Origin of the sequence: Ochrobactrum quorumnocens (assembly GCF_002278035.1) — a bacterium.
GTDB lineage: Bacteria > Pseudomonadota > Alphaproteobacteria > Rhizobiales > Rhizobiaceae > Brucella > Brucella quorumnocens.
The window spans coordinates 850,384-872,582 of sequence record NZ_CP022605.1 but is presented as its reverse complement, the minus strand read 5'-3'; the positions used below and the strand labels follow the sequence as shown (position 1 = coordinate 872,582).

Here is a 22,199-nt window from a genome sequence, read left to right as displayed (position 1 = left end):
AGCCGCAAATTGCGGTTTTGGCGGCTTCTGAAATGCAGAGTACAGCCATTCGCGCCTTCCCCGGTGCGAAGAACGGGAAACTTCATTTCTTTGTGCTGCGACTTATCTGCGGTCGCCAGGACTTACGGCACCTGGCGACCGTATTGCAGCCGTGCTGGCCTTTCCCTTTTGCGCACAACGGAATTTAAACATGCTGAAAAACCCCGAAACCAAATACCGTCCGTTCATCTCACCCATCGAATTGCCATATCGCGTTTGGCCATCGAACCGGATCGAAAAAGCCCCGCGCTGGCTGTCGACAGACCTGCGCGATGGAAACCAAGCGCTCGCTGATCCAATGGACGTGGAGCGCAAATTGCGCTTCTACGATATGCTCCTCGCTATAGGCTTTAAAGAGATCGAAGTCGCATTTCCATCCGCTTCTCAGACTGATTTCGATTTTGTGCGAAAGCTCATCGACGAAACCCGCATTCCCGACGATGTTACAATCCAGGTACTCACCCAGTCGCGCTTAGACCTGATCGCGCGGACCTTCGAAGCGCTCGACGGGGCACAGCAAGCAATCGTCCATCTCTATAATGCAACCGCACCACTGTTTAGGCGCGTTGTGTTCGGGATGGACCGGAAGGAGATCGTTGACCTGGCAATCACCGGTGTCACTGCAATCCTGGAGGAGAGCCTGAAGCGGCCAGATACACACTGGACCTTCGAATATTCGCCAGAGACGTTCTGCTTCACAGAACCCGACTTTGCGTTGGAAATATGCGAACGTGTGTTGGATGTTTGGCAACCAACACGCGAACATCCAGTGATCCTTAATCTGCCTGCGACGGTCGAGGTGGCAACGCCAAATGTCTACGCAGACCAGATCGAATGGTTTTGTCACAATCTCTCCAACCGAGACGCAGTGATTATCAGTGTCCACCCGCACAATGATCGCGGAACTGCCGTAGCGGCGGCCGAGCAGGCAATGCTAGCTGGGGCAGACCGCGTGGAGGGTTGCTTGTTCGGGAATGGCGAACGAACCGGCAATGTAGATCTGGTGACACTGGCTCTCAATTTATACACGCAGGGCATCGACCCTAAGCTCTATTTCCCCGCGATCCGTGACGTCGTGAACACCGTTACACATTGCAACGGGTTGCCGATACATCCTCGTCATCCTTATGCAGGCGAGCTCGTGCATACTGCTTTTTCCGGCTCGCACCAGGATGCTATCAAGAAGGGTTTCGTCGCACATGGACGACGCAATGACGGAATCTGGGAAATGCCTTATTTGCCAGTAGATCCCGCAGATATCGGGGAAACCTATGAGGCGGTGATACGCGTTAACAGCCAGTCCGGCAAGAGCGGAATTGCCTGGATCCTAGAGCAGGACAAAGGCCTGAAACTGCCACGACAATTGCAGATCGATCTCAGCCGCCGGGTGCAGGAATTCGCCGAGATTAGCGGCAAGGAAATCACCTCCGCTATGATCTGGTCAATCTTCCAGGATGCCTATCACATGACGGGATCGCAGGATTTCGAACTGGTCAGCTATCAAGATGCAATATCACGCAAAACCAGTAACCAACGGATCTTCAACGGACGCATCCGTCACAAAGGTGACGAGGTTTCCATCATTGGCCGTGGCAATGGACTAATCTCGAGTGCCGTCACTGCACTCGAAGACAGCTTCGGCCTCGTGCTCGAGATCGTCGATTATCACGAACATGCCTTAAAACGTGGCACGAATGCTCAGGCGGCCGCCTATCTCGAATGCCGTTCACGTGATGGCCGCAGGATTTTCGGAATCGGGATTGACGATGACATCGCCACGGCTTCGATCAAGGCAGTGCTTAGCGCCGCCTGCAATGGCTGAAGCTTTCCCCCTTTGACGATCTGGCCTTCCTCTTAGCTTGACCGTCCCAACATGTGTTTCCACATAACGCGAAGGACCTGAATATGCGCGTGTACTATGACCGCGACGCGGATCTCAATCTGATCAAATCAAAGAAAGTAACCATCGTTGGCTATGGAAGCCAAGGACACGCACATGCGTTGAATCTGCGCGATAGTGGCGTGGAAAATGTCTGCGTCGCGTTGCGCGACGGCTCTCCAACAGCCGCAAAGGCCTTAGCAGAATATCTTCTCGTCAAGCCGTTGGCGGAAGCCGCTGCTTGGGCTGATGTTGTTATGATCCTGACACCGGATGAGGTGCAGGCTGATATTTACCATAGCCATCTCGCAGATCAGATGAAGCAAGGGGCTGCTCTGATGTTCGCCCATGGTTTCAATGTCCACTTCGACTTCATTGAACCTCGCCCAGATTTAGACGTGCTTATGGTAGCGCCAAAAGGGCCTGGCCATACGGTACGCTCGGAATATCTGCGTGGCGGCGGGGTACCCTCCCTGCTAGCTATTGCCCAGAACGCCACCGGAAACGCCCACGATCTAGGTCTATCCTACGCGTCGGCCATAGGCGGCGGGCGGGCTGGCATCATCGAAACGACGTTCAAAGAAGAATGCGAAACCGACCTCTTCGGTGAGCAGGCCGTCCTATGCGGGGGCATGGCGGAGTTGGTCAAAGCGGGATTCGACACACTGGTCAATGCCGGTTACGCACCGGAAATGGCATATTTCGAATGCCTGCATGAAATGAAGCTGATGGTCGATCTCATCTATGAGGGTGGTTTCAATAATATGAACTATTCGATCTCGAATACCGCCGAGTATGGTGAGTACAAGGTTGGTCCGCGCATCATTTCCAAGCATGCACGAGCGGAAATGGAACGGGTTCTGGACGAGATCCAGTCCGGCAAGTTCGCCCGCGAATGGATGTTGGAGAATAAGGTGCGTCAGACGTCATTCAAAGCGGAGCGTGCCCGCGCCAATACCCATCCTATCGAAGCAGTGGGAGAACATTTGCGCGGCATGATGCCATGGCTGTCCGAGAAAGGCCTGGTCGACCGAACACGGAACTGATCCACCATGTTGGATAACCTCACCTTAAAGGTACTGCATTCGCTTGGAGCTGGCAGTCATGATCAAAAACAAGAGTGATCTACACATTTCACGAGGCCCAACACTCAAAAAACCTTCCCCACGCAAATGCGCGGGGAAGTCACGGTCGTCCAAGCAACCAGGCTTAGTCATACATCAATTGCCGGAGCCAAGACATGGCGTCCAGGCGAGATGACGACAGGGACCAAATCCGAAGCGCTCCCGACCCAAAGTCGAAATTTGCTGCCCCAATTGAGACCCCACGATAACGGTTGTGGTAAATATTGTGTCTACCGATTTTGGCGATTACTGGGCTTCTGCGCCTGACGTCGGCTTGATCGGGAGCTAATCCCAACTCAGTTTGAAGAACAACCGACTGATTATATTCGTTGAGGAGCACGTGCAGCGGCGCTTAGATACTAAATTTCTTGCAGTAAGTTCTGTATCCCTGCATGTTGGGCTCGTGCACCGATCAGTAACTCCATATAAAGCAAATTGGTGCAATCAAATTCTATATGCACCTTAGATCGGGTATTGCATCCGTGCACGAATACCCTCAGCACGTAAGCCTAGCTGTTGGTATGCTGCGTTTTAAGGTGCGGAAGAAGCCGTAATTTCAATCTCGACTTTCGCACCTTGTGCAGGGATCTGGCAGATTAGAAACGTACTGGTTGGCCGAATGTCTTTGAACACCTCCCCAAGTACTGCCATCACGGCGTCTGCATATTCGAGATCGGTAACATACACCCGGCTTGCCACGGCATGGACGAGGCTTGCCCCAGCTTTCTTCAAAACGTCATCAATATCCGCGAGAGCATTGCGTGCCTGTTGCGCTGCATCGGAGGGAAACGTGCCTGTCGATTTATCGCGCCCGGTGGTGCCGGACACATAAATAGTCGTTCCGTCGATAACGGCCTTCGCGTATCCGGCGATTGCCTCCGAGGCTATTCCGGAAAAAATTCTCTGGGCCATTCTTGCGTCTCCAAATTCTTAGTTATTCATTGTGCTTTGAAGGAATTGCGTCGTTCAGGGCGCGTACAAGCTGCTAGAAACGGGCGGGTGACAAACCCGATATTTCAACCGAAGAGGGGCGTCCCCGAGCCAGTTCAGACATCACTTTGCCAGCCATGGGCCCCAGCCCAAAACCGTGTCCGCTGAACCCCGTTGCGACCAAAAGTCCATCGACACTCTTAACGTGGCCCATAACCGGAACAACGTCGGGAAGCGTATCGATGATGCCGGCCCATACCGCTTCGATTTCGAGATCGGCTATCGCCGGCAGGTAAGTCCGTATCTCGTCATGTGCTTGCTGCACACGATAATATGCAGGTTCAACTGCCTCGCTTGTGGGCGCAATATCCGCAATCGTTGCCGCTGGCCGCGACGGAACAAGCTTTTGCAGAGGGCCGAAATAGTTCACGCGCGCAGCATCAGGATTGCTTTTGCGTGTGTCTCTGTAGTGCCGAATGTAGCGCCAGGAATCGAAACGCACATCATATTCGCCCCCTGCCACAGAAAAAATGAATGCTCCGCGCACATCTTGCCGAATACCGGTGAGTGGTAGCGAGACGCACGGATTGACCGTGAAGCCAGCAGCCGGGACCGTGCGTGCTACGGTTGCGCGTATTTTTTCCTGCGGGAGATTGTATCCGCCAGCACGTAGCAACTTGCTGCTTTCAGTACCTGCTGCGCAAAGCACTTGTTCTGCGCGATAAAGCTTGCGGTCAATCCAGACGCCATTGATATGTCCGGCCTGAAGGTCCAGTTGTGTAGCACGGCCTCCGAGGATCACAGAAATTCCGGATTCGACTGCAGCTTCAAACATGGCTCGGGTTGCGCGGCCCGGTTCGGCACGCCCATCGGATGCTGTAAACATCGCCCCGCGCACACGGGCCTTGTCTGAAATAAGCGGAAGTTTTTCTCGCACTTGCGATTGTGTCAGCAAAACCGTGTCGAGCCCGAACTGTTTAGCTTTGGATTGCCAGTCGGACTGGTTTGCGGTGTCGCTTTCATTGATGGCAAGAACCGCGTTGCCACCACGAAGCCAACCGACTTTTCGGCCCAAATCCTGTTCCAGCCCATCCCATAGGTTCAAAGCAGCCATTGCAAGGGGTAACTCGCGAAAATCGCGGCCCTGCTGGCGAACAAAGCCAAGATTTCGGCCGGACTGGGCTGCCCCGGGGGTATCACGTTCAACGATGAGCACGCGCAAGCCTGATCGGGCCGCATAGAGGGCTGTTGAACAACCCACGATGCCACCCCCGACGATAATCAGGTCCCATTTGTCAGAAGAATTGGCCTTGTGCGGAACGATCATCTAGTGAACCTTGGATAAGAAAGAACGCGTTCGCTCGAATGCGGGATTATCCAGTATCTCCGATGGAGTACCACATTCGACAATTTGCCCAGCCTGCATGAATGCAATTCGGTTGCAGACATCGCGCGCAAACGACATTTCGTGTGTCACCACCATCATTGTCAGGCCATCGGCGGCCAGCGAACGCATCACGTCCAGCACTTCACCCACCAGTTCAGGATCAAGCGCACTGGTCGGTTCATCGAAAAGCAGGACCTTGGGCTTCATTGCCAAAGCGCGTGCGATGGCAACGCGCTGCTGCTGCCCACCAGATAACATGCGGGGATAATGGTGCAATTTATCCGCCAATCCCACGCGCGCTAACAGTTCACCTGCTTGTTTTTCGGCTTCGCGTTTTGCTATTCCCATCACATGGACAGGTGCCTCAATAACGTTTTCGATTGCTGTTTTATGCCCAAAGAGGTTGAAGTTCTGGAACACCATGCCGATACGGGCGCGTTGCCGGGCTATCAGCTTTTCAGGAAGTTCATGTGCAAAATTTCCCTCGCGTCGGTAGCCGATCAATTCGCCGTCAACGGTGATGCTGCCGTGCTCAATGCGTTCTAGATGGTTCACACAGCGAAGAAGCGTTGACTTTCCCGATCCTGACGGACCAATCAGACTGATCACCTCACCGGCGGCGACTTCAAGGTTGATGTTACTAAGCACAGTCATGCTGCCGTAATTTTTCGACACCCGGTCAAAGACAATCATCGGATCGGACATTTTATTGAGCTTTCTGACGAAACAGACGACGGATTGGGGTATTGGCTTGCTGATTGGAGCGACCGAAATGTCGCTCAATGCGCACCTGCAAGGCACTCAGGATAGTCGTTGCCGCCAGATACCAGATGCACGCTACGATCAACAAAGGAATGGTCTGAAAATTGCGGGAATAGATCGTTTGAGCCGAGTAGAGCAAGTCGGCCAACGATATAACGCTTACTAGAGAGGATGTCTTCAACATACCGATCGTTTGATTGCCGGTCGGAGGTATGATGACGGGCATTGCCTGCGGCAGTATGATGCGCCACAAAGTCTTGCTGTTGGTCATGCCAAGGGATTTTGCTGCTTGTTTTTGGCCGGGCTCTACCGACATCAGGCCGCTCCGAATGATTTCGGACATGTAGGCGCCTTCGTTCAAACCCAAACCAAGCACCGCTGCGGTTACCGGCGATATCAGTGAATTGGTGGAAACGGATATCCACCATGATGTGAACGGCAAACCGATCGACATTTCGGGGAACAGGGCTCCGAGATTGTACCAGAAGATCAACTGAACCAGGACAGGGGTCCCACGAAAGAACCAGATATAGGCGCTAGCTACTTTCGAAATGACGACATTATTTGACATCGCCATGATGGCGAAAATGGTCCCCAGTACAACCCCTATAACCATGGTGACCACAGTCAGCCATAGCGTGAGTGACAGCCCCCACAGGATACGACTATCGAACAGATATTCGCCAACGACACTCCATCCAAAATTGGGATTCGCCGCAATCTTCTGGACGCAATAAAGTATTAAGATGATAAGCAGCGTTGCAGCGATCCGCGTCTTCCAGGCGCTGGCCGGAACATATGTCAGCATGGGCCGGTCAGGGGAAGACGAGAGGGCGAGATTTGAATCATCCGACATAAGGGGCTGTCTCTCAATCGTATTCGCATTGATGCGGCCGATGCACTCGATTATGAGCTGTGTCACCGGCCGAGATTGCTATTTTAAAGCTGGTATCGTGGCGAGATTTATCCCCGGCTCGTGTTCCATCGCCATTGGCGAGACAGTCCAATTGGCGTAGATTTTGCCATAGTCTCCGTTCGCCCTGACTTCCTTCAGAGCTGCAAGCAGTGCTTCGCCGAGACCGGTTTCATTTTTTCGAAACGCAATACCACTAGGCATTCTGGGCAAAATGGCCATGGAAATGACCTTTACCGGATGCGGTGCCGACTTCTGGATTTCTCCGGCGAGCGCCGCAGAGGTTAAAACGAAATCGCTGCGTCCGGAATAAACGGACAGCAATGTGGCTTCGGATGTGCCGAATTCGGAGACTGTCGGCTTTTCCTTGCCTGCCGCAACGCAGGCATCCCCAATTTCCTTCGTGATCATCTCGACCCATTCGGTACCGCTTTGTGCAGAACCCTTCATCCCGCAAAGGCCAAGATGGTCGTTGATATCAGCGCCTTTTTGTTCAAGGACATAGGCTGATGATGTCGTGTAACCGTAATCAACGAAACTGACGACCTTCTGACGTTCGGTATTGTCAGTGATGCCCTCCATCGCGATATCCCAACGCCCAGATTGCACACCAGGGATCAGGGAATCGAATGCGACAGACGTAACATCCATCTTTACGTTGAGACGGGCTGCGATGGCATTCCAAAGATCGACTTCAAAACCGACCATCTCGCCGGCGTCGTTGATGGACTGAAAAGGTGGATACTTAGCATCGGTAACCAGCTTGATGACACCCGCATCGCGATATTTCTGCGGCAGACTGTCAGCTGCAGTTTGGGCACTGACAGCGCCCGTGATCATGAGAAGGCTTATAGCCGCCCCGACGGTAAGCGCCGTTGCTTTCTTAGTGCGTCTTGCTTTTACAACACTCATTTTTTAGTTCCCCTTTGGCCATCATTGTATGCGAGCCACCCGGCCTCAAATGGCTCGCTTGTTTTTTAACTTTGGTGATGCCGTTCCTTCTCAACCGATCACGAACGGATTTGCGATCTCTTCTGCTGTGGACAACCACACGGCTTTGGTCTGAAGGAACTCTCGAATACCTTCTATCCCGTTTTCCCTGCCTATTCCGCTCTTTTTATAACCGCCAAATGGCGTAGTGTAGGACACATCACGATATGTGTTTACCCAGACACTCCCCGCTTCCAGGCTTTCGGACATGAGGATGGCGCGGCGCATATCCGACGTCCAAACACCTGCGGCCAAACCGAATTCGCTGTCGTTTGCAATCGCTATTGCTTCTTCCGGATCATCGAATGGGATGGCCGCTAGAACAGGTCCGAAGACTTCTTCTCGGGCAATGCGCATGTCATTGTGCACCCCAGCAAAAATGGTTGGTTCAACGAAATAGCCCGCCGCACATTCATCCAGATCAGGGCGTTTGCCGCCCAGGATAAGCTCTGCACCTTCTTGGCGGGCGATGTTGATATAGTCCAGTACTTTTTCATACTGCATGGCGTTCGCGATGGGGCCGATACGGGTATCGAGATGTTTTGGATCTCCAATGCGTGCCGTTTTGGTAAACGCCGTCAATTTTTCCAGAAATTCATCATGGATCTTACGCTGCAACAACAAGCGAGATCCTGCGATACAGGTCTGGCCTACCGCGCCAAAAATACCGCCGACGACGCCGCGTACAGCATTATCAAGGTTAGCATCTTCGAAAATGATATTGGGCGATTTGCCACCTAGTTCCAGACTGACCCGCTTGATGTCCTTGGCGGCCAGAGCATACAGATGCGCCCCAGTGCGTGTCGATCCAGTAAAGCCAACGTGGCGAGTAAGTGGGTGCGTCACCAACGGCTCGCCGACTTCGGGTCCATAACCCGTTACGACATTAATCACGCCCGCAGGAAAACCAGCTTTTTCGACCAGTTCCATCAGTTTGATAGCTGTTGCAGACGTATATTCAGCCGGTTTCATCACCAAAGTGCAGCCGGCGGCCAAAGCGGGAGCAGCTTTGAGCGAGAACAAAAACAGCGGCGCATTCCACGGCACGATGCCAATGCAGACGCCAAGTGGCTCGTGTCTAGAGAAGCTCAATGCTTTCTTATCGCAGGGGTGCACAGCGCCTTCGATCTTGTCCGCAAGCCCGGCATAATAGTGATACCAACGCGGAATATAGCGAATTTGGTGTCGCATTTCGGCGAGAAGGCGACCATTATCGCGCACTTCGATCTCTGCCAGTTCATCGGCATTCTGTTCAATGAGATCGGCGAAGCGCTGTATAATTCGCCCGCGTTCACTCGGATGTAATTTTCTCCACGGGCCTGTGGAAAAGGCGTTATGCGCTGCCTTTACGGCTCTGTCCGCGTCTTCGGCATTGCCGCGAGGCACCAAAGCCCAAGGCTTTGCCGTAAACGGATCGATGGTCTCGATATATTGGCCCGATGATGGCTCTACCCATTCACCGTTGATATACATCGAAAGTTTCTGCAGATCGTGGGTCGACATTGCCCCTCCTCTTGGCGAGCCTTTGTACTGAAAGCAAAACTTCCTTTTGCGACGCGCGGCCCTGAATTATTCATTTTGATGCACAAAAGACATCTTTATCTATGCAAAGTGATATCACTTTAAAAGTCAATAGAAAAAAGATGTGCCACCTAAATGGACCCATAACGATGTGAAAACCTTGAAACTGGCGACTTTTCTCGACCTAAAGGATCTACTGCGTGCAAATTTGAAATTTATAAAAATTTATGGACTTGATTATAATATCATATTGTTGGAAGTTTTATATCACATTGACTTATTTTATGAGTGCATACCGTGAACGCTGACCAGCATCTCTACAAAAAGATCAAATGCGAAATTGATCGCCGTGTTGAAACCGAAGAGTGGCCGGCAAATTTCCAGATCCCCTCTGAAGGCGATCTGGCCGCCGAGTTTGAGGTTTCACAACTGACTGTGCGCCGCGCCTTACGCGAGTTGCAAACGGCAGGCGTGTTGATCCGCGTGCAGGGGCGGGGCACATTTGTGCTAGGGCCGCGCATTCAGTGCGCTGTGTTCAACCTTTCAAATATTAGCGACGAGATTACAAGCTCTGGCGGCGCGCACACCTGTCAGGTCCTGGCTCATACAACCCTTGCGCAAGACAATCCTGCACGCAACATTCTGCAATTGCCCGGAGATGCAGTCGTTTATTACAGCCGTTTTCTTCATCTGGAAGATGGCACACCCATTCAGATTGAAGAACGCTATGTCAACGCGGCTGAAGCTCCGGGATATCTGGATCAGACGTTTTCCGTGCAAGGCCCAGAAGTATGGTTTCGGCGCGAAACTGTGGTCAACACTGTCGAGAATACCATTCGTGCCATTCGCACTGAAGACGACATACGTCGGCTTTTGCAGATCGATGCAAACCATCCCTGCCTACTTTTAGACCGATCGACCTGGCGTGACGGAATTCCGGTTACGCGCAGCCGCTTTATCTATCCGGGAGACCGTTATCGACTGCGTTCCACGCACGACGCGCGCACCACCCGTGTCGCATTGACACCCAATTTGGGCAGAGCCCGCTGAATACTAGAAAGGAGTTTGAGATGAGAGATTTTATCAAAAAGCTTGAAGAGCGAGGCGATCTGCTTGTAGTTGATCGTGAGATCGACCCTGCACATGAACTTGCCGCCGTCACGCAGCTGGCACAGAAAAAATGGGCCAGGCCGGTGATGTTCACCAATGTGAAGGGCACACGATTTCCCGTCGTCAGTAATGTCTATAGCACGCGTGACAGAATTGCCGAAGTGATCGGCATTGATGCAAAGGATTTTTGCACCCAATGGAGCCGTCTTGCATCTCTTGGAACTTCGGAGATGAAAGAGCCGTTGAAACTTGCCGATCACTGCGAGCTTCCAGAATATGAAGAAGTAAAACTTTCCGATCTGCCGTTGATCACATATTCAGACCGGGACGGCGCGCCCTATTTCACCTCTGCTATGTTCATCGCCAAAGATCCGGAAACCGGCGTTGGCAATCTCTCCTATCATCGCTCAATGTTCATCAGCGATCAAGAACTGCGATGTCGCTTGGCTCCTCGCCACCATTTGACGATCTATCATGAAAAGGCCGAGAAACTGGGCAAGCCGCTTGAAGCAGCAATGCTGATCGGCCCGCCGTCACATGCATTTTTAACCGCTGCGGCACCGTTGCCATATGATGTCGACGAATTGGAGGTGGCAGCACGATTGCGCGGACGAACAATTGCCATGCGCAAATGCAATCATATCGATCTTGAGGTCCCAGCAGAAACTGAAGTGGTTATCGAAGGTCGCTTCCTTCCCAATGAACGCCGGGCCGAAGGGCCTTTTGGGGAATTTATGGGCTATTACGTCCCAGTCGGACCCAATGCGGTTTTCGAAGTTCTGGGGGTGACCGTACGTAAAGACGCGATGTTCCATTCGATCTTGTGTGGTTCGCCCGAAGAAGTGCTCACACTGGAGTTATCGGTATCCGCAAATATCTATCAGCGTCTGAGTGCGGCACTTCCCGGCATCGTTAATGTAACGTGTCAACCATTTGTCAATCACGCCATCATTCAGATCGACCCGCAGTTCGAGGGTCATGCGCGTCAGGTCATGTTGGCGGCTATCGGAGCCGAACCCATTTGGTCAAAGCAGATCACGGTGGTGGATACCGATGTGAACATTTACGACATGGACGATGTCCAATGGGCCATCTTGACGCGTTGTCGCCCAGACAAGGACATGCTGGTCATCCCGGACACACCGTCTTTCTATCGAGACGAACAAAAGGACCATTGGGGCAGGCTGCTTGTAGATGCGACGAAGCCATGGGGGCGTGAGCTGGAGTTTGAACGCAAGCGATTGCGATTTGGTGACAGCGTCAAAGCCAGTGACTGGTTCGAGGGAGCTTAACCGATGAGTGTTCAACGCCTGGTGATAGGAATTTCTGGTGCTTCGGGTGCGACTTATGGGCTCAAAGCATTAGATTTGGCGCGATCGGTAGGCGTTGAAACGCATCTTGTCGTTTCACGCGCAGCGCTCCTCACGCTCCATCAGGAGCTTGGCATACAAAGATCGGAATTGTCGTCTCAAGCCGATGTCGTTCATTCTGCCGCAAATGTAGGCGCTTCGATTGCATCGGGTTCATTCAGAACAATGGGTATGCTTATCGCTCCTTGCTCTGTTAAAACCATGTCCGAGATAGCCACGGGAGTGACTTCGACGCTTATGAGCAGGGCTGCCGATGTGGTTTTGAAAGAACGGCGTCGACTGGTCCTTATGGTGAGAGAAACGCCGCTCCATTTGGGGCATTTGAAAACGATGACGGCTCTCACGGAAATGGGTGCCATCATAATGCCACCCGTTCCTGCCTTTTACTCGCAACCCAATAGTATTGATGAGATGGTCTGCCATTCGGTGGGCCGCGCTCTTGATCTGTTCGGCATTGAAACCGGCACGGTAAAACGTTGGGACGGGATGAAATCCGGATCATAGAGACAGAGGCGCGGTCTTATGAATGATATTGACTCACAATCAGAGCTTTGGAGCTTTATGCTCAAACTTTATGCCGAGCCCGGAATTCCGCATGCCTTACTGGGCTTACAAGACGATCACGCCATTGACGTGCCATTTTTTTTGGCGGTTCTGCACGCGGTGACAACGAACCATCACGTTACGGCAAAAGCTGTCAGTGCTTTATATGCTGAGGTACAAGAATGGCGCGAAAAGATCGTTATCCCGCTGAGAGCTGTCAGAAAGGCGCTGAAGGTGCATTCGTGGATAACACGTTTTGAGAGTACGAGTGCCTTCCGAGAAACTATAAAAAGCGTTGAGTTAAATGCCGAAAAAATTGAGGTTGTAGTTCTGGAAAGACTGATTCCCACCTATTTCGCGGTGGAACCCATTGATGAGAAGCCCGACATTTTCGCCGTTTCGCTGGTGTTATTAAAAGTCTTTGGCTTTTCAGCGCTAGCCCATCTTCCGGCAGAAGCTGAATTTATAGCTAGAACGATTGCGCGCGACCATCGAACGGACATGTGTAATTCTTCGAGTGGGCTTGACCCAAACAGACTATGAATGTGATTATAGGCTATTAATAACATTATTTGTCGTAGAGATATGAACAGTTCAGACCAACCATTGTATGCTCAAATAAAAAGCGCCATCGACAAAAAGATTGAAACAGCAGAATGGCCGGCAAACTTTCAGGTGCCTTCGGAAGATGATCTCGCGGGAACCTTTAGCGCGTCTCGTCTAACTGTTAGAAGGGCATTGCGGGAATTGCAGGCTGATGGCGTTCTCTTGCGCATTCAGGGGCGCGGAACTTTCGTCATCGGTCCCCGAATGCAATGCGCCATTTTCAATTTGCCAGACGCTTCAGAGGAAGTGATCCTGTCGGGTGGCGCGCATAGCAGCCGTGTTTTGCAGCACGAGACTTTGAGTGCGGACAACCCACGGCGCAACATGTTGCAGAGCTCACCGGAAAATGAAGTTTTCTATTCCAAGCTTTTGCATCTTGAAGATGGCACGCCAATCCAGATCGAAGAGCGATATGTCAATAGCTCTGAAGCGCCCGATTATCTCCAACAAGACTTCAACCTGATTACCCCGAATTCCTGGCTGTTGCGCAACACGATTGTCACGACAGTGGACAATACCATCCGTGCCATACGCGCGGATGAAGATATTCGCGAAATCCTGCAGATTGAAATCAGTCAACCCTGCCTGCTTGTAGACAGGCAGACATGGCGGGACGGGATACCAGTCACACGCAGCCGCTTCACATATCCCGGGGATCGTTACCGTTTGCGCTCCTCACACGAGGCACGTGCCACCCGGGTGACGTCTTCCGGCCCAAGCCGATAGTTCGCAGGGTGACGAGAGTTGCCGACGACTTTGAACCGAGCGGCATGTGAACAACTGAGCAATGGCGGTGACGCAGCCATTGGACGCAAAACTCATCAGTTCCCTTCACCTCGTCGACATCTGGACTGACGACCGAAATTTCGACCTACGCCGACTTCCAGATTCGGCCTCGTCAGAAGTTTAGCCTAGACGTAAGGTCATCGACCGAAGCGAGCCCCCGCTTTATAAACTTGACATACTTTCAGTGTTAAAGCGTCTTGGCAGCGTCGTGGCTAGGTTCACAAATGCTGTAGTCGCTGGTGTCGGCTCGCAGACGGCCAATGACAGCTCGAAATCTGCTTGCGGCTCGGTGATTGAGCGATACGCAATGCGATCCGGTCGGAAGCTTGACATGCTCTCTGGGACAATGGAAACCCCAGCGCCCACTGAGACAAGTGATAAAACGGCATGCATACCATGCGCCTCCTGGATAATCTGAGGCACAAATCCGGCGTCGGCACACAAACGGATCACCCGAAGGTGGAAGCCACGCCCTTCGATAATTGGCCATAGCACAAAGTTTATATCAGCGAGCTCCGCAAGAGTTAACTTTTCCTTCTCGGATAAGGGATGATCAAGCGGCAAAGCCATGCAAAGCCGGTCGTTATCGAAGCCGTGCAACTCGATCCCTTCCCCATCTGCTATTGGAGGAATGATGACTGCGGCATCAAGCGTGCCGTTCAGCAGTCTGGCAATCTGTGTGGCTGTGGTTGCCTCGTGCAATTCCAAACGCACATCGGGCCTTGTATCTCTGAATTCCCTTACCGTATCGGGTAAACGACCATAGAGAGCGCTACCGACATACCCCAGCCGTAGAAGGCCGTTAAAACCAGCTGCGGTCTCCTGCGCTATACAGATCGAGTAATGCGCCTGACGAAGTGTCTCACGCGCTTCACGGAGAAACGCGTAACCGGCGGGGGTCAGGCCCATTGTCCGGTTGCCTCCCCGCTGGATCAGCACCACACCCAGATCCTCTTCCAGCCGTTTAATCGCAACCGTCAAGGGCGGTTGGGACATACCGAGGCGGTGAGCCGCACGGTGGAAGTGCCCCTCCTCCGCAACGGCGACGAACTGCTCCATTTTACGCAGATCGATCATGATGCGCCTAGAAGTGAACGACTTACTTGATACATGAGACATATCACAATCCAACTTTCTTAGTATTGGACGTATCGTATCATTGTGGTCATCATCCAAGCAACGAAGGAAGTCATGATGAACTTGTTAGATTTTCGCGGACGTACTGTCCTTATAACCGGAGCTGCACGAGGCTTAGGTCTTGCCTATGCGCGAGCAGTTGGTCAACTCGGCGCCTTTGTCCTGTTGCATGATGTCGGAGCAAAGACGGATGGAACCGGCACCGAGCCCACACTTGTGGAAAGTGTAGCCGCAAGCCTTTTCTTAGAGGGGATCATAGCGCACCCCTATCACACCCCGATAAACACGCGTGATGACTGCCATACCTTGGTGCGCGAATGCCTGGCCGTAAACGGACGCCTCGATGCGGTGATCCACAATGCCGGCTGGGTCGGCTACGAACGGATCGAGGATTTTCAGGATGCCTCATTCGACCACATGATGACCGTCACGGCGAAAGCACCGCTCTGGATCGCTCAAGCCGCATGGCCCAGCATGCGTGAGGCTGGCTATGGCCGGATTGTGCTGACAACCTCATGCCGCGCTCTTTATCCGCAATATGTGCAGAAGGGTCTTGCCTCTTACGCCGCAGCCAAGATGGCAGCCGTGGGCATCATGAACGTGCTTGCAGACGAAGGGGCTGCGCACGGCATTATCGTCAATGCGGTTTCTCCGGTTGCAAAGACCCGGATGTGGGGCGTGGAGGGCGAACCGGACGAGCTGAAACCCGAAACTGTTGCCCCGGGTGTAGCTTTCCTTGCCTCTGCCGCATGTATAGAAGGGGGCTGGATATTGCGTGCCGCAAACGGGCAGTTCCATGCGACCCGCTCAGTTGAGGCCGAGGGGGTGGATTATCCGCGTGACCTGCGCGCGGTTCACGCTGACACTCCAGCCGCTGTGGCTAATGCATGGCGCCAGATTGCAGTTCTTGCACAGGAACCACGGTCATGAGCGCCGCTCTCGTCTTCAGGATTGCACTCAGAGCTAACGCGATTATTGGAGAAAGTCCTATCTGGAGCGAGCGGCGCAACCGGCTGCTGTGGATCGACATAATGGGCAGGCTGCTCCATAGCTATGATCCGGTCTCCGGGGTTGATGAAGTCATCGACATTCCCGGCGATGTGGGCCTGCTGGCAGAGAGCCCCACAGGGCAGATCGTTCTGGGCATCGACTGCGAGCTGGCACACCTCGGAGCGGATGGCCGCATCGAACGCTTTGCACGCGCTCCACATGCCGATCAGGCATTCCGGTTCAACGACGGGAAATATGACCGCCAAGGTCGGCTGTGGACAGGCCTCATGAATAAGGAAAGACAAAAGGGCGTCGGCATCCTTTACCGGTTCGATCCAGATGGAACGTGGCATATCGCGGAGACAGGCTTCGATCTGCCCAATGGTCTGGAATGGAGCCAGGATGGCCAAACGCTCTATTACACTGACTCCCACAAGGGAGAGATCTACGCCTACGACTTCGATCAGGTCACGGGCGGAATCAGCAACCGCCGTCTATTCTTCGATATGGATCCCAGTGAGGGAAAGCCTGATGGCCTGACGATGGACAGCGCCGGCTATCTTCTCAGTGTCCTATTCGACGGATCGGCCATCGTTCGCATTGCTCCTGGCGGCTCTCTTGAGCGTCTGATCGCTCTCCCTGTGCCGCGCGCGACGAGTTGCGCCTTTGGCGGCGATGGCCGGACTTTGTTCGTTACCACAGCCCAGATCGGCTTGACAGATGATCAGATTGCCTGCGCACCGGCCTCAGGAGCGCTTCTGGAATTCGATTATGAGGACGCGGTGCTTAAGCATCACAACATGTCATAGCCGGTATGAAGTGGCAAAGAGGATACTAATGGTAGCCTGACCGCGATATTTGTTGAAAGTCCTAACGATCAGATTGGTTCTGTCGCACCACACTTGAGACGTTCGGCCAATGTGGAAAATGGCAGCTTTCGAGAACCTGGGGCAGAACCGAATGTGATTCAACCCAGAGCGGACGTCTGAACTGAATTACGTGATGAATGCGTAATATCCTTCAAAGGAGAGCCCTTTAGCGGGTGGTTGATGAGTAGGCGCCAAAAGCGAGCAGTCTCGTCATGGCGTCTGCGGCTGCGGGTAATTCCGCGATAGATCAAACGAATAGCTCTGGAATGATTTGTCGCTCCATTTGTCAAAAACCTTGGATAGTCCCCTCGCCGACAATTCGGACCAGTTTGCGTCTCACCGCGTCTATTCATCCTATCATTTGGCAGCAACGGCGCGGTTAAAACCCTCAATCACCTTGGAACGGTTGGCGTTGATTTCATTCCTGTTGGAAGCGAAGCTTCTTCACGCTCCCCTCCTCTCCCCAAGTAACTGTGCGGGCGCATGTCTCCCCGGACTTGGCTGAACCCAGTGGTAGGATGCTCCTACGACGAGACCTGCGATCGCCGCTCGTGTTATCCCTAGCAGAAACTCGATGGGGCAAAAGGCAAAATAGAATTCGCCTTCAACAAGACGATATTTGGTATAGAACTCTCACAAATGGGCTCTTGCCGGGGAAATAGCCTTTTGCTCGGTTCTCGCTCGTTTGGATAAGTGTCTGGTTGGCCCTTATTTTTCCAATGCAAAGACCAAGAACGCACTTCGCCCGGCCTCGGCTCTACATGACATCGGCGGGGATTTATTTTGGCAAGTAAAGTTGCAATCATCGCGCGGACTTACCCCAAAACTCTTATCCACCCTTAAGTTATGTAATTCTCATTTAACGGGTTGTTTAAATAAAATTCAGCGCCTCTATTTAATGATATGGATCAAGACGCTTTCTTTGGTCAATCACGGCGTTGCTGATGTCATTTGATACCGGCGCGCATGAAGCTCTGCACGAACTGACGCTGGAACAGAAGAAAGCCGACCAGCAAGGGTGCTGAGGTCATCAATGCTGCCGCTGAAATAATGCTCCACTGTACCCCCTGATCTGGCGAGGAAAACACCTGTAGGCCAACCGTAAGTGGACGGGTCGAAACTGAATTTGTTATGACCAATGGCCAGAGCAAGTTGTTCCAGTGATAGCTGACTGAAACCAGACCATACGCCACATAAATGGGCTTGGCCAATGGGACATAAACCTTGAGAAGCGTGGTGAGTGCACCCGCCCCTTCCACACGCGCCGCATCGTCTAGTTCTTTCGGTACCGTCAGGAAGGTCTGTCTCAGCAGGAATATGCCGAAGGCCGATGCCATGTAGGGTAGTCCCATCGCCACCACTGTATCCACCAAACCAAGCTTGGCAATGGTACGGTAATTCTCTACCAGCAATACTTCCGGCATAATCATCAATTGCACCAGTACCAGCATAAAAATTATAGTCTTGCCACGAAAGTCATAACGGGCAAAAGCAAAGGCTGCGAGGGTGCAGATGATGAACTGACTAATCAAAATAGTAGTGATCAGCATAAATGTGTTGAGAAAGTAGCGCGCGAAAGGTGCGGCACGCCACGCATTTGTGAAATTATCCAGTGTGAGCGGTGCGAACAATTCGAATCGCGCTTCATATTCCGGCGGATGGAACGCCATCCACACCGCATAGAGCAACGGTAATAGCCACAAGAAGGCCAGAAGATAGCAGGCCATGGTTTCAACGACGCGCCAGAAAGAAAATTCACGCGGTTGATGGGTTAACGTCATTGCACTCATTTGTAATGCACCTTGCGATCAAGAACCCCGAACTGGACGAAAGCAATGAGAGCCAGTGCGAGCAACAGCACAACTGTCAAAGCAGATGCATAAGCCGTATCCCAGAAGCGGAATGCAACGTTGTAAACATAGTAAAGCAGCAGAGTACTGGCGTTATCCGGTCCGCCGCGTGTCATAACAATCACATGATCGATAAGTCGGAACGCATTAATCATTGCGTTAATCAGCACGAACAAAGTTGTCGGCATCAATAGCGGGAAGGTCACCCGGCGGAAGAAATACCAACGTCCTGTACCTTCTAGGGCTGCCGCTTCTGAGAGTGTAGGACTGATCTGCTGCAATGCGGCGAGATAGAAGATCATGAAGAAGCCTGCTTCTTTCCAGATCGCCAGTACCATCAAACTACCAAGCACAGTATCAGGATTACCAAGCCAGTTGGTTTCATGGAAGCCGAACAGCCCCAGAAATTGGTCAATCAGCCCATAGCCGGGTGTATAGAAAAACAGCCAAATATTGGCCACTGCTATCATCGGCAATACAGTCGGCAGAAAGAAAGACATTCGCATCAGCGAGCGACCGCGAATGGATGAATTCACGATGATCGCCATCAGCATTGCCAGAGCGATAGAGGCAGGCACGGTGCCAAGTGCATAGATCGCATTATTCTTAAGCGCGGCCCAGAAGACCGGATCATTGATCATTGTTGTATAATGATCCAGACCAACAAACCGCGGCGGACGCCGGCCGCGTGGTGTCTGATAGAAGCTATTGATGAATGTCATCACCGCTGGAATATGCGTAAACACCGCCAGCAGTACAGTGGCTGGTAACAGCAGAAGCCAGGGTGTCAGCTGGTTTTTCACCTGATTCACGCGATTTCTCCAGGCTTTGTTACGAGCGCGGGCTGGTTTCAACGGGTGCACGCCGCGCTATTTTATGAATGATGAAAGCTATGACTGCACTGCCACAAGAACTATTCCACCGCGATATTAATTATACGGTTTAAGGATACGTTCCGCTTCGGCCTGAGCATCTTCAAGGGCTTTTTCAACGCTTTTATTGCCTGTGAGCGACGCTTCGATCGCGTCATCGATCACACGGGCAACACGCTGATTTTCGTAAGTGGAGAGTTCTGGCACCATGTAGGGAATCTGATCATGCGGCACTTTTGCGCCTGGAAAATCCTCTACATACTTCTTCATGGCTTCCGTTTCCCATGCGTCATCTCGGGCGGCAATATAGCCGGTTTTGATGCTCCATTCCGCAGCTTGATCAGCGGATGAAAGCCATTTCACGAATTGAAACGCTGCCTGTTGCTTTGTCTCATCTTCAACATTGAAAATATAAGCATTACCGCCACTCGTCGGAGCTCCGAAAGCTTTGTTTTTGGGGAGGATCTGTACGCCGAACGGAAAAGGAGCGTTGTTCTTTACATTCGTCAGATTACCGCTTGTGGTGGTCATCATTGCGGCACGACTTTCAAAGAAGTCCTTTGGATTGGTTGCCCATTCGATCACACCGGGCTTCATAACGTTGTGCTTAGCTGCCAAATCAACCCAATATTGCATCGCATCAACAACTTCGGGAGAGTTGAAATAGGTTTTTTTGCCGTCCGGCTCAGCAATTTTTCCACCGTTTTGCGCAACATACCCCTGTAGCAGCCAATAAGACGTCAGCGAGGACGGGACCTGCATACCCCAACGTTCAACACTGCCATTTGCCGTCCGCTTGGTCAGCTTGGTTGCAAAATCAACAACCTCCGCCCAGTCCTGCGGACCTTTCTCGGGATCAAGCCCGACTTCCTTGAAAGCCTCTTTATTCCAGAAGAACACCGTAGTGCCACGCTGAAAAGGCACACCCCATGTCTTGTCCTCGCTCCTGCTGTTGACCATGAAAACCGGTGTGAAACCTGCAAGCCATGCCTTATCATCATCGGTCTTGGCCAGGTCCTCATATGGTACGATGGCATCTTCCTCAATCAGCGTGAACATATCTGTTGAGAGCATAACCGCCACCTCTGGTGCCTGACCGGATTTGAATGCCGTCAGTGATTTGCTCAGTGTTTCAGGATAAGTGCCAGAGTAAATCGGCTTTACCTTGATATCCGGATGCTGCCCTTCAAAACGGGCGATTAAGTCCTCAACGATTTTGGTTACCGGTCCGCCGATCGCTACCGGATAATAAAAATTGATCTCAACGGGTTCGGCCTGAGCTGTTCCCCAGCCGCCCAGAACCGCCAGCGTTACTGAAGTAACAAACAGTGTTTTTATTGCTCGCTTTGCCTGCAATTTCATTATCATTTCCTCCCAATTAATTGTCGTTGCGCTAACGGCTTTTGTTTAGACAGGTAAGACTGTGCGCTCGACCCTATGTCCCTCTACTTCATCGAATATGTGCACAGCAGACGGAAGCCATGTCAGACCAACGGTATCGCCAACGTTAAGCTGACGCACACCTTCAACACGCACCTGCAAAGTCTGATCTCCAACTCTGCATTCAAGAATGCTGTCCGCACCGTGATATTCGATCGCCTCGATAAGAGCTTTGACCCGTCCTTCATGAGAGATGCGGATTTCCTCAGGGCGCAATCCCAACACCAGTCCTTGCCCCGGTCCTTCGATAATTGCCGGACCATCGGCAGCGCCGCTGATCGCAGCCTTACCGTTATAATCAGCCAAACTGATAATATTCATCGGCGGCGTGCCGATAAAACGAGCTACAAAAGTTGTTGCGGGTTTCAGATAGAGCTCCGAAGGCTTAGCCTTCTGTTCAATCCTGCCACCCTTCATCAGAATAACCTGATCGGCAAGGCTCATGGCTTCAATCTGATCATGGGTGACATACACCATGGTCATGCCGAGCTGCTGTTGCAGGTTGCGGATTTCCTTGCGCATCTCATGACGCAACTGCGCATCAAGATTGGAGAGAGGCTCATCCATCAAACAAACTGAAGCTTCCGCTACAATAGCGCGCCCCAGCGCAACGCGTTGTTGCTGCCCACCTGAAAGTTGGGACGGACGCCTTTCAAGTAGGTGCGACAAGCCCAGAATATCGGCTGCACGCTTCAGACGCTTGTCACGCTCACCAGCAGAAACTCTGCGCACTCGCAGGCCGAAAATAATATTCTCAGCAACACTTAGATGCGGGAACAATGCATAAGACTGAAAAACCATAGCCAGACTGCGCTTTGCTGGCGCTGAATTGGTCACGTCCTTGCCGCCGATAATGATCTGCCCGGAAGTGACTGAATCCAATCCCGCAATCAAGCGCAGAGATGTGGATTTACCGCAACCGGACGGTCCCAGCAGCACAGTCAGTGTTCCTGGCTCAACGGCAAAATTCACATCGTTAACCGCGTGGAATGTCGCCCACTTTTTGTTGAGATTGACGATCTCAATACCGGACATCCAGTTCCCCTCCCAATGTTTAAGTCTGCCCTCAACCTGCTTATTG

Annotated in this window: 20 protein-coding genes; 9 read left to right on the top strand and 11 right to left on the bottom strand. The window is 52.3% G+C overall.

Going from position 1 to position 22,199, the window contains the following annotated elements; all coding sequences use genetic code 11:
* The first annotated feature begins 190 nt into the window (after positions 1 to 190).
* Positions 191 to 1,861, top strand: a complete 1,671-nt coding sequence (leuA, locus tag CES85_RS26350) for a 2-isopropylmalate synthase (RefSeq protein WP_095448701.1) — start codon at positions 191 to 193, stop codon at positions 1,859 to 1,861.
* Between the two features lie 83 nt (positions 1,862 to 1,944).
* Positions 1,945 to 2,964, top strand: a complete 1,020-nt coding sequence (gene ilvC, locus CES85_RS26345; RefSeq protein WP_095448700.1) for a ketol-acid reductoisomerase — start codon at positions 1,945 to 1,947, stop codon at positions 2,962 to 2,964.
* A gap of 609 nt (positions 2,965 to 3,573) precedes the next feature.
* Here ilvC and CES85_RS26340 read toward each other — a convergent pair.
* The 6 genes from CES85_RS26340 to CES85_RS26315 form a co-directional block, all read right to left on the bottom strand.
* The gene (locus tag CES85_RS26340; RefSeq protein ID WP_095448699.1) at positions 3,574 to 3,954 is read right to left on the bottom strand and encodes a Rid family hydrolase; all 381 of its coding nucleotides are present in this window, start codon (positions 3,952 to 3,954) and stop codon (positions 3,574 to 3,576) included.
* Positions 3,955 to 4,027: 73 nt separating this feature from the next.
* Positions 4,028 to 5,299, bottom strand: coding sequence for an NAD(P)/FAD-dependent oxidoreductase (locus CES85_RS26335; protein WP_095448698.1), 1,272 nt, complete (start codon positions 5,297 to 5,299; stop codon positions 4,028 to 4,030).
* On the bottom strand, positions 5,300 to 6,064 hold the full coding sequence (locus CES85_RS26330; RefSeq protein ID WP_095448697.1) for an amino acid ABC transporter ATP-binding protein: 765 nt from the start codon (positions 6,062 to 6,064) through the stop codon (positions 5,300 to 5,302).
* Position 6,065: 1 nt separating this feature from the next.
* Positions 6,066 to 6,929 carry an amino acid ABC transporter permease gene (locus CES85_RS26325; protein ID WP_208636320.1) on the bottom strand — a complete coding sequence of 288 codons (864 nt, stop codon included), beginning with the start codon at positions 6,927 to 6,929 and terminating at the stop codon, positions 6,066 to 6,068.
* Between the two features lie 126 nt (positions 6,930 to 7,055).
* Positions 7,056 to 7,946, bottom strand: a complete 891-nt coding sequence (locus tag CES85_RS26320; RefSeq protein WP_095448695.1) for an ABC transporter substrate-binding protein — start codon at positions 7,944 to 7,946, stop codon at positions 7,056 to 7,058.
* 90 nt (positions 7,947 to 8,036) lie between these two features.
* Complete coding sequence (locus CES85_RS26315; RefSeq protein WP_095448694.1) at positions 8,037 to 9,527, bottom strand: aldehyde dehydrogenase; 1,491 nt, start codon at positions 9,525 to 9,527, stop codon at positions 8,037 to 8,039.
* 306 nt (positions 9,528 to 9,833) lie between these two features.
* Here CES85_RS26315 and hutC (CES85_RS26310) point away from each other — a divergent pair, with 306 nt between their 5' ends.
* Genes hutC (CES85_RS26310) through hutC (CES85_RS26290) form a run of 5 tightly spaced genes read left to right on the top strand, consistent with a single transcriptional unit; the run spans position 9,834 to position 13,900 of the window.
* Positions 9,834 to 10,595, top strand: coding sequence for a histidine utilization transcriptional repressor HutC (gene hutC, locus CES85_RS26310; protein WP_095448693.1), 762 nt, complete (start codon positions 9,834 to 9,836; stop codon positions 10,593 to 10,595).
* A 20-nt stretch (positions 10,596 to 10,615) separates the two neighbouring features.
* A complete protein-coding gene (locus tag CES85_RS26305) occupies positions 10,616 to 11,947 on the top strand; it encodes a UbiD family decarboxylase (RefSeq protein WP_095448692.1) in 1,332 nt (443 codons plus the stop codon).
* Positions 11,948 to 11,950: 3 nt separating this feature from the next.
* The gene (locus CES85_RS26300; protein WP_095448691.1) at positions 11,951 to 12,529 is read left to right on the top strand and encodes a UbiX family flavin prenyltransferase; all 579 of its coding nucleotides are present in this window, start codon (positions 11,951 to 11,953) and stop codon (positions 12,527 to 12,529) included.
* Positions 12,530 to 12,547: 18 nt separating this feature from the next.
* Positions 12,548 to 13,111, top strand: a complete 564-nt coding sequence (locus tag CES85_RS26295; protein WP_095448690.1) for a TIGR02444 family protein — start codon at positions 12,548 to 12,550, stop codon at positions 13,109 to 13,111.
* A gap of 42 nt (positions 13,112 to 13,153) precedes the next feature.
* Entirely contained in the window at positions 13,154 to 13,900 is a 747-nt protein-coding gene (gene hutC / locus CES85_RS26290; protein WP_095448689.1) for a histidine utilization transcriptional repressor HutC, read from the top strand.
* A 222-nt stretch (positions 13,901 to 14,122) separates the two neighbouring features.
* On the opposite strand, the gene CES85_RS26285 is transcribed toward hutC (CES85_RS26290), so the two are convergent.
* Positions 14,123 to 15,037, bottom strand: a complete 915-nt coding sequence (locus CES85_RS26285; protein WP_095448688.1) for a LysR family transcriptional regulator — start codon at positions 15,035 to 15,037, stop codon at positions 14,123 to 14,125.
* A gap of 114 nt (positions 15,038 to 15,151) precedes the next feature.
* On the opposite strand from CES85_RS26285, the gene CES85_RS26280 reads away from it, so the two are divergent.
* Positions 15,152 to 16,027 (top strand): SDR family NAD(P)-dependent oxidoreductase, encoded by an 876-nt coding sequence (locus CES85_RS26280; protein WP_244923345.1) that lies wholly within the window; start codon positions 15,152 to 15,154, stop codon positions 16,025 to 16,027.
* Complete coding sequence (locus CES85_RS26275; RefSeq protein WP_167388333.1) at positions 16,024 to 16,896, top strand: SMP-30/gluconolactonase/LRE family protein; 873 nt, start codon at positions 16,024 to 16,026, stop codon at positions 16,894 to 16,896. The genes CES85_RS26280 and CES85_RS26275 overlap by 4 nt, the downstream gene beginning before the upstream one ends.
* A 1,007-nt stretch (positions 16,897 to 17,903) precedes the next feature.
* Here the strand turns inward: CES85_RS26275 and CES85_RS26270 are convergent.
* The 4 genes from CES85_RS26270 to CES85_RS26255 form a co-directional block, all read right to left on the bottom strand.
* A complete protein-coding gene (locus tag CES85_RS26270; RefSeq protein ID WP_434063372.1) occupies positions 17,904 to 18,683 on the bottom strand; it encodes a carbohydrate ABC transporter permease in 780 nt (259 codons plus the stop codon).
* 59 nt (positions 18,684 to 18,742) lie between these two features.
* Positions 18,743 to 19,618, bottom strand: coding sequence for a carbohydrate ABC transporter permease (locus CES85_RS26265; protein ID WP_095448685.1), 876 nt, complete (start codon positions 19,616 to 19,618; stop codon positions 18,743 to 18,745).
* Positions 19,619 to 19,735: 117 nt separating this feature from the next.
* Entirely contained in the window at positions 19,736 to 21,040 is a 1,305-nt protein-coding gene (locus CES85_RS26260; protein WP_095448684.1) for an ABC transporter substrate-binding protein, read from the bottom strand.
* Between the two features lie 45 nt (positions 21,041 to 21,085).
* A complete protein-coding gene (locus tag CES85_RS26255; RefSeq protein WP_095448683.1) occupies positions 21,086 to 22,153 on the bottom strand; it encodes an ABC transporter ATP-binding protein in 1,068 nt (355 codons plus the stop codon).
* Positions 22,154 to 22,199: the final 46 nt, after the last annotated feature.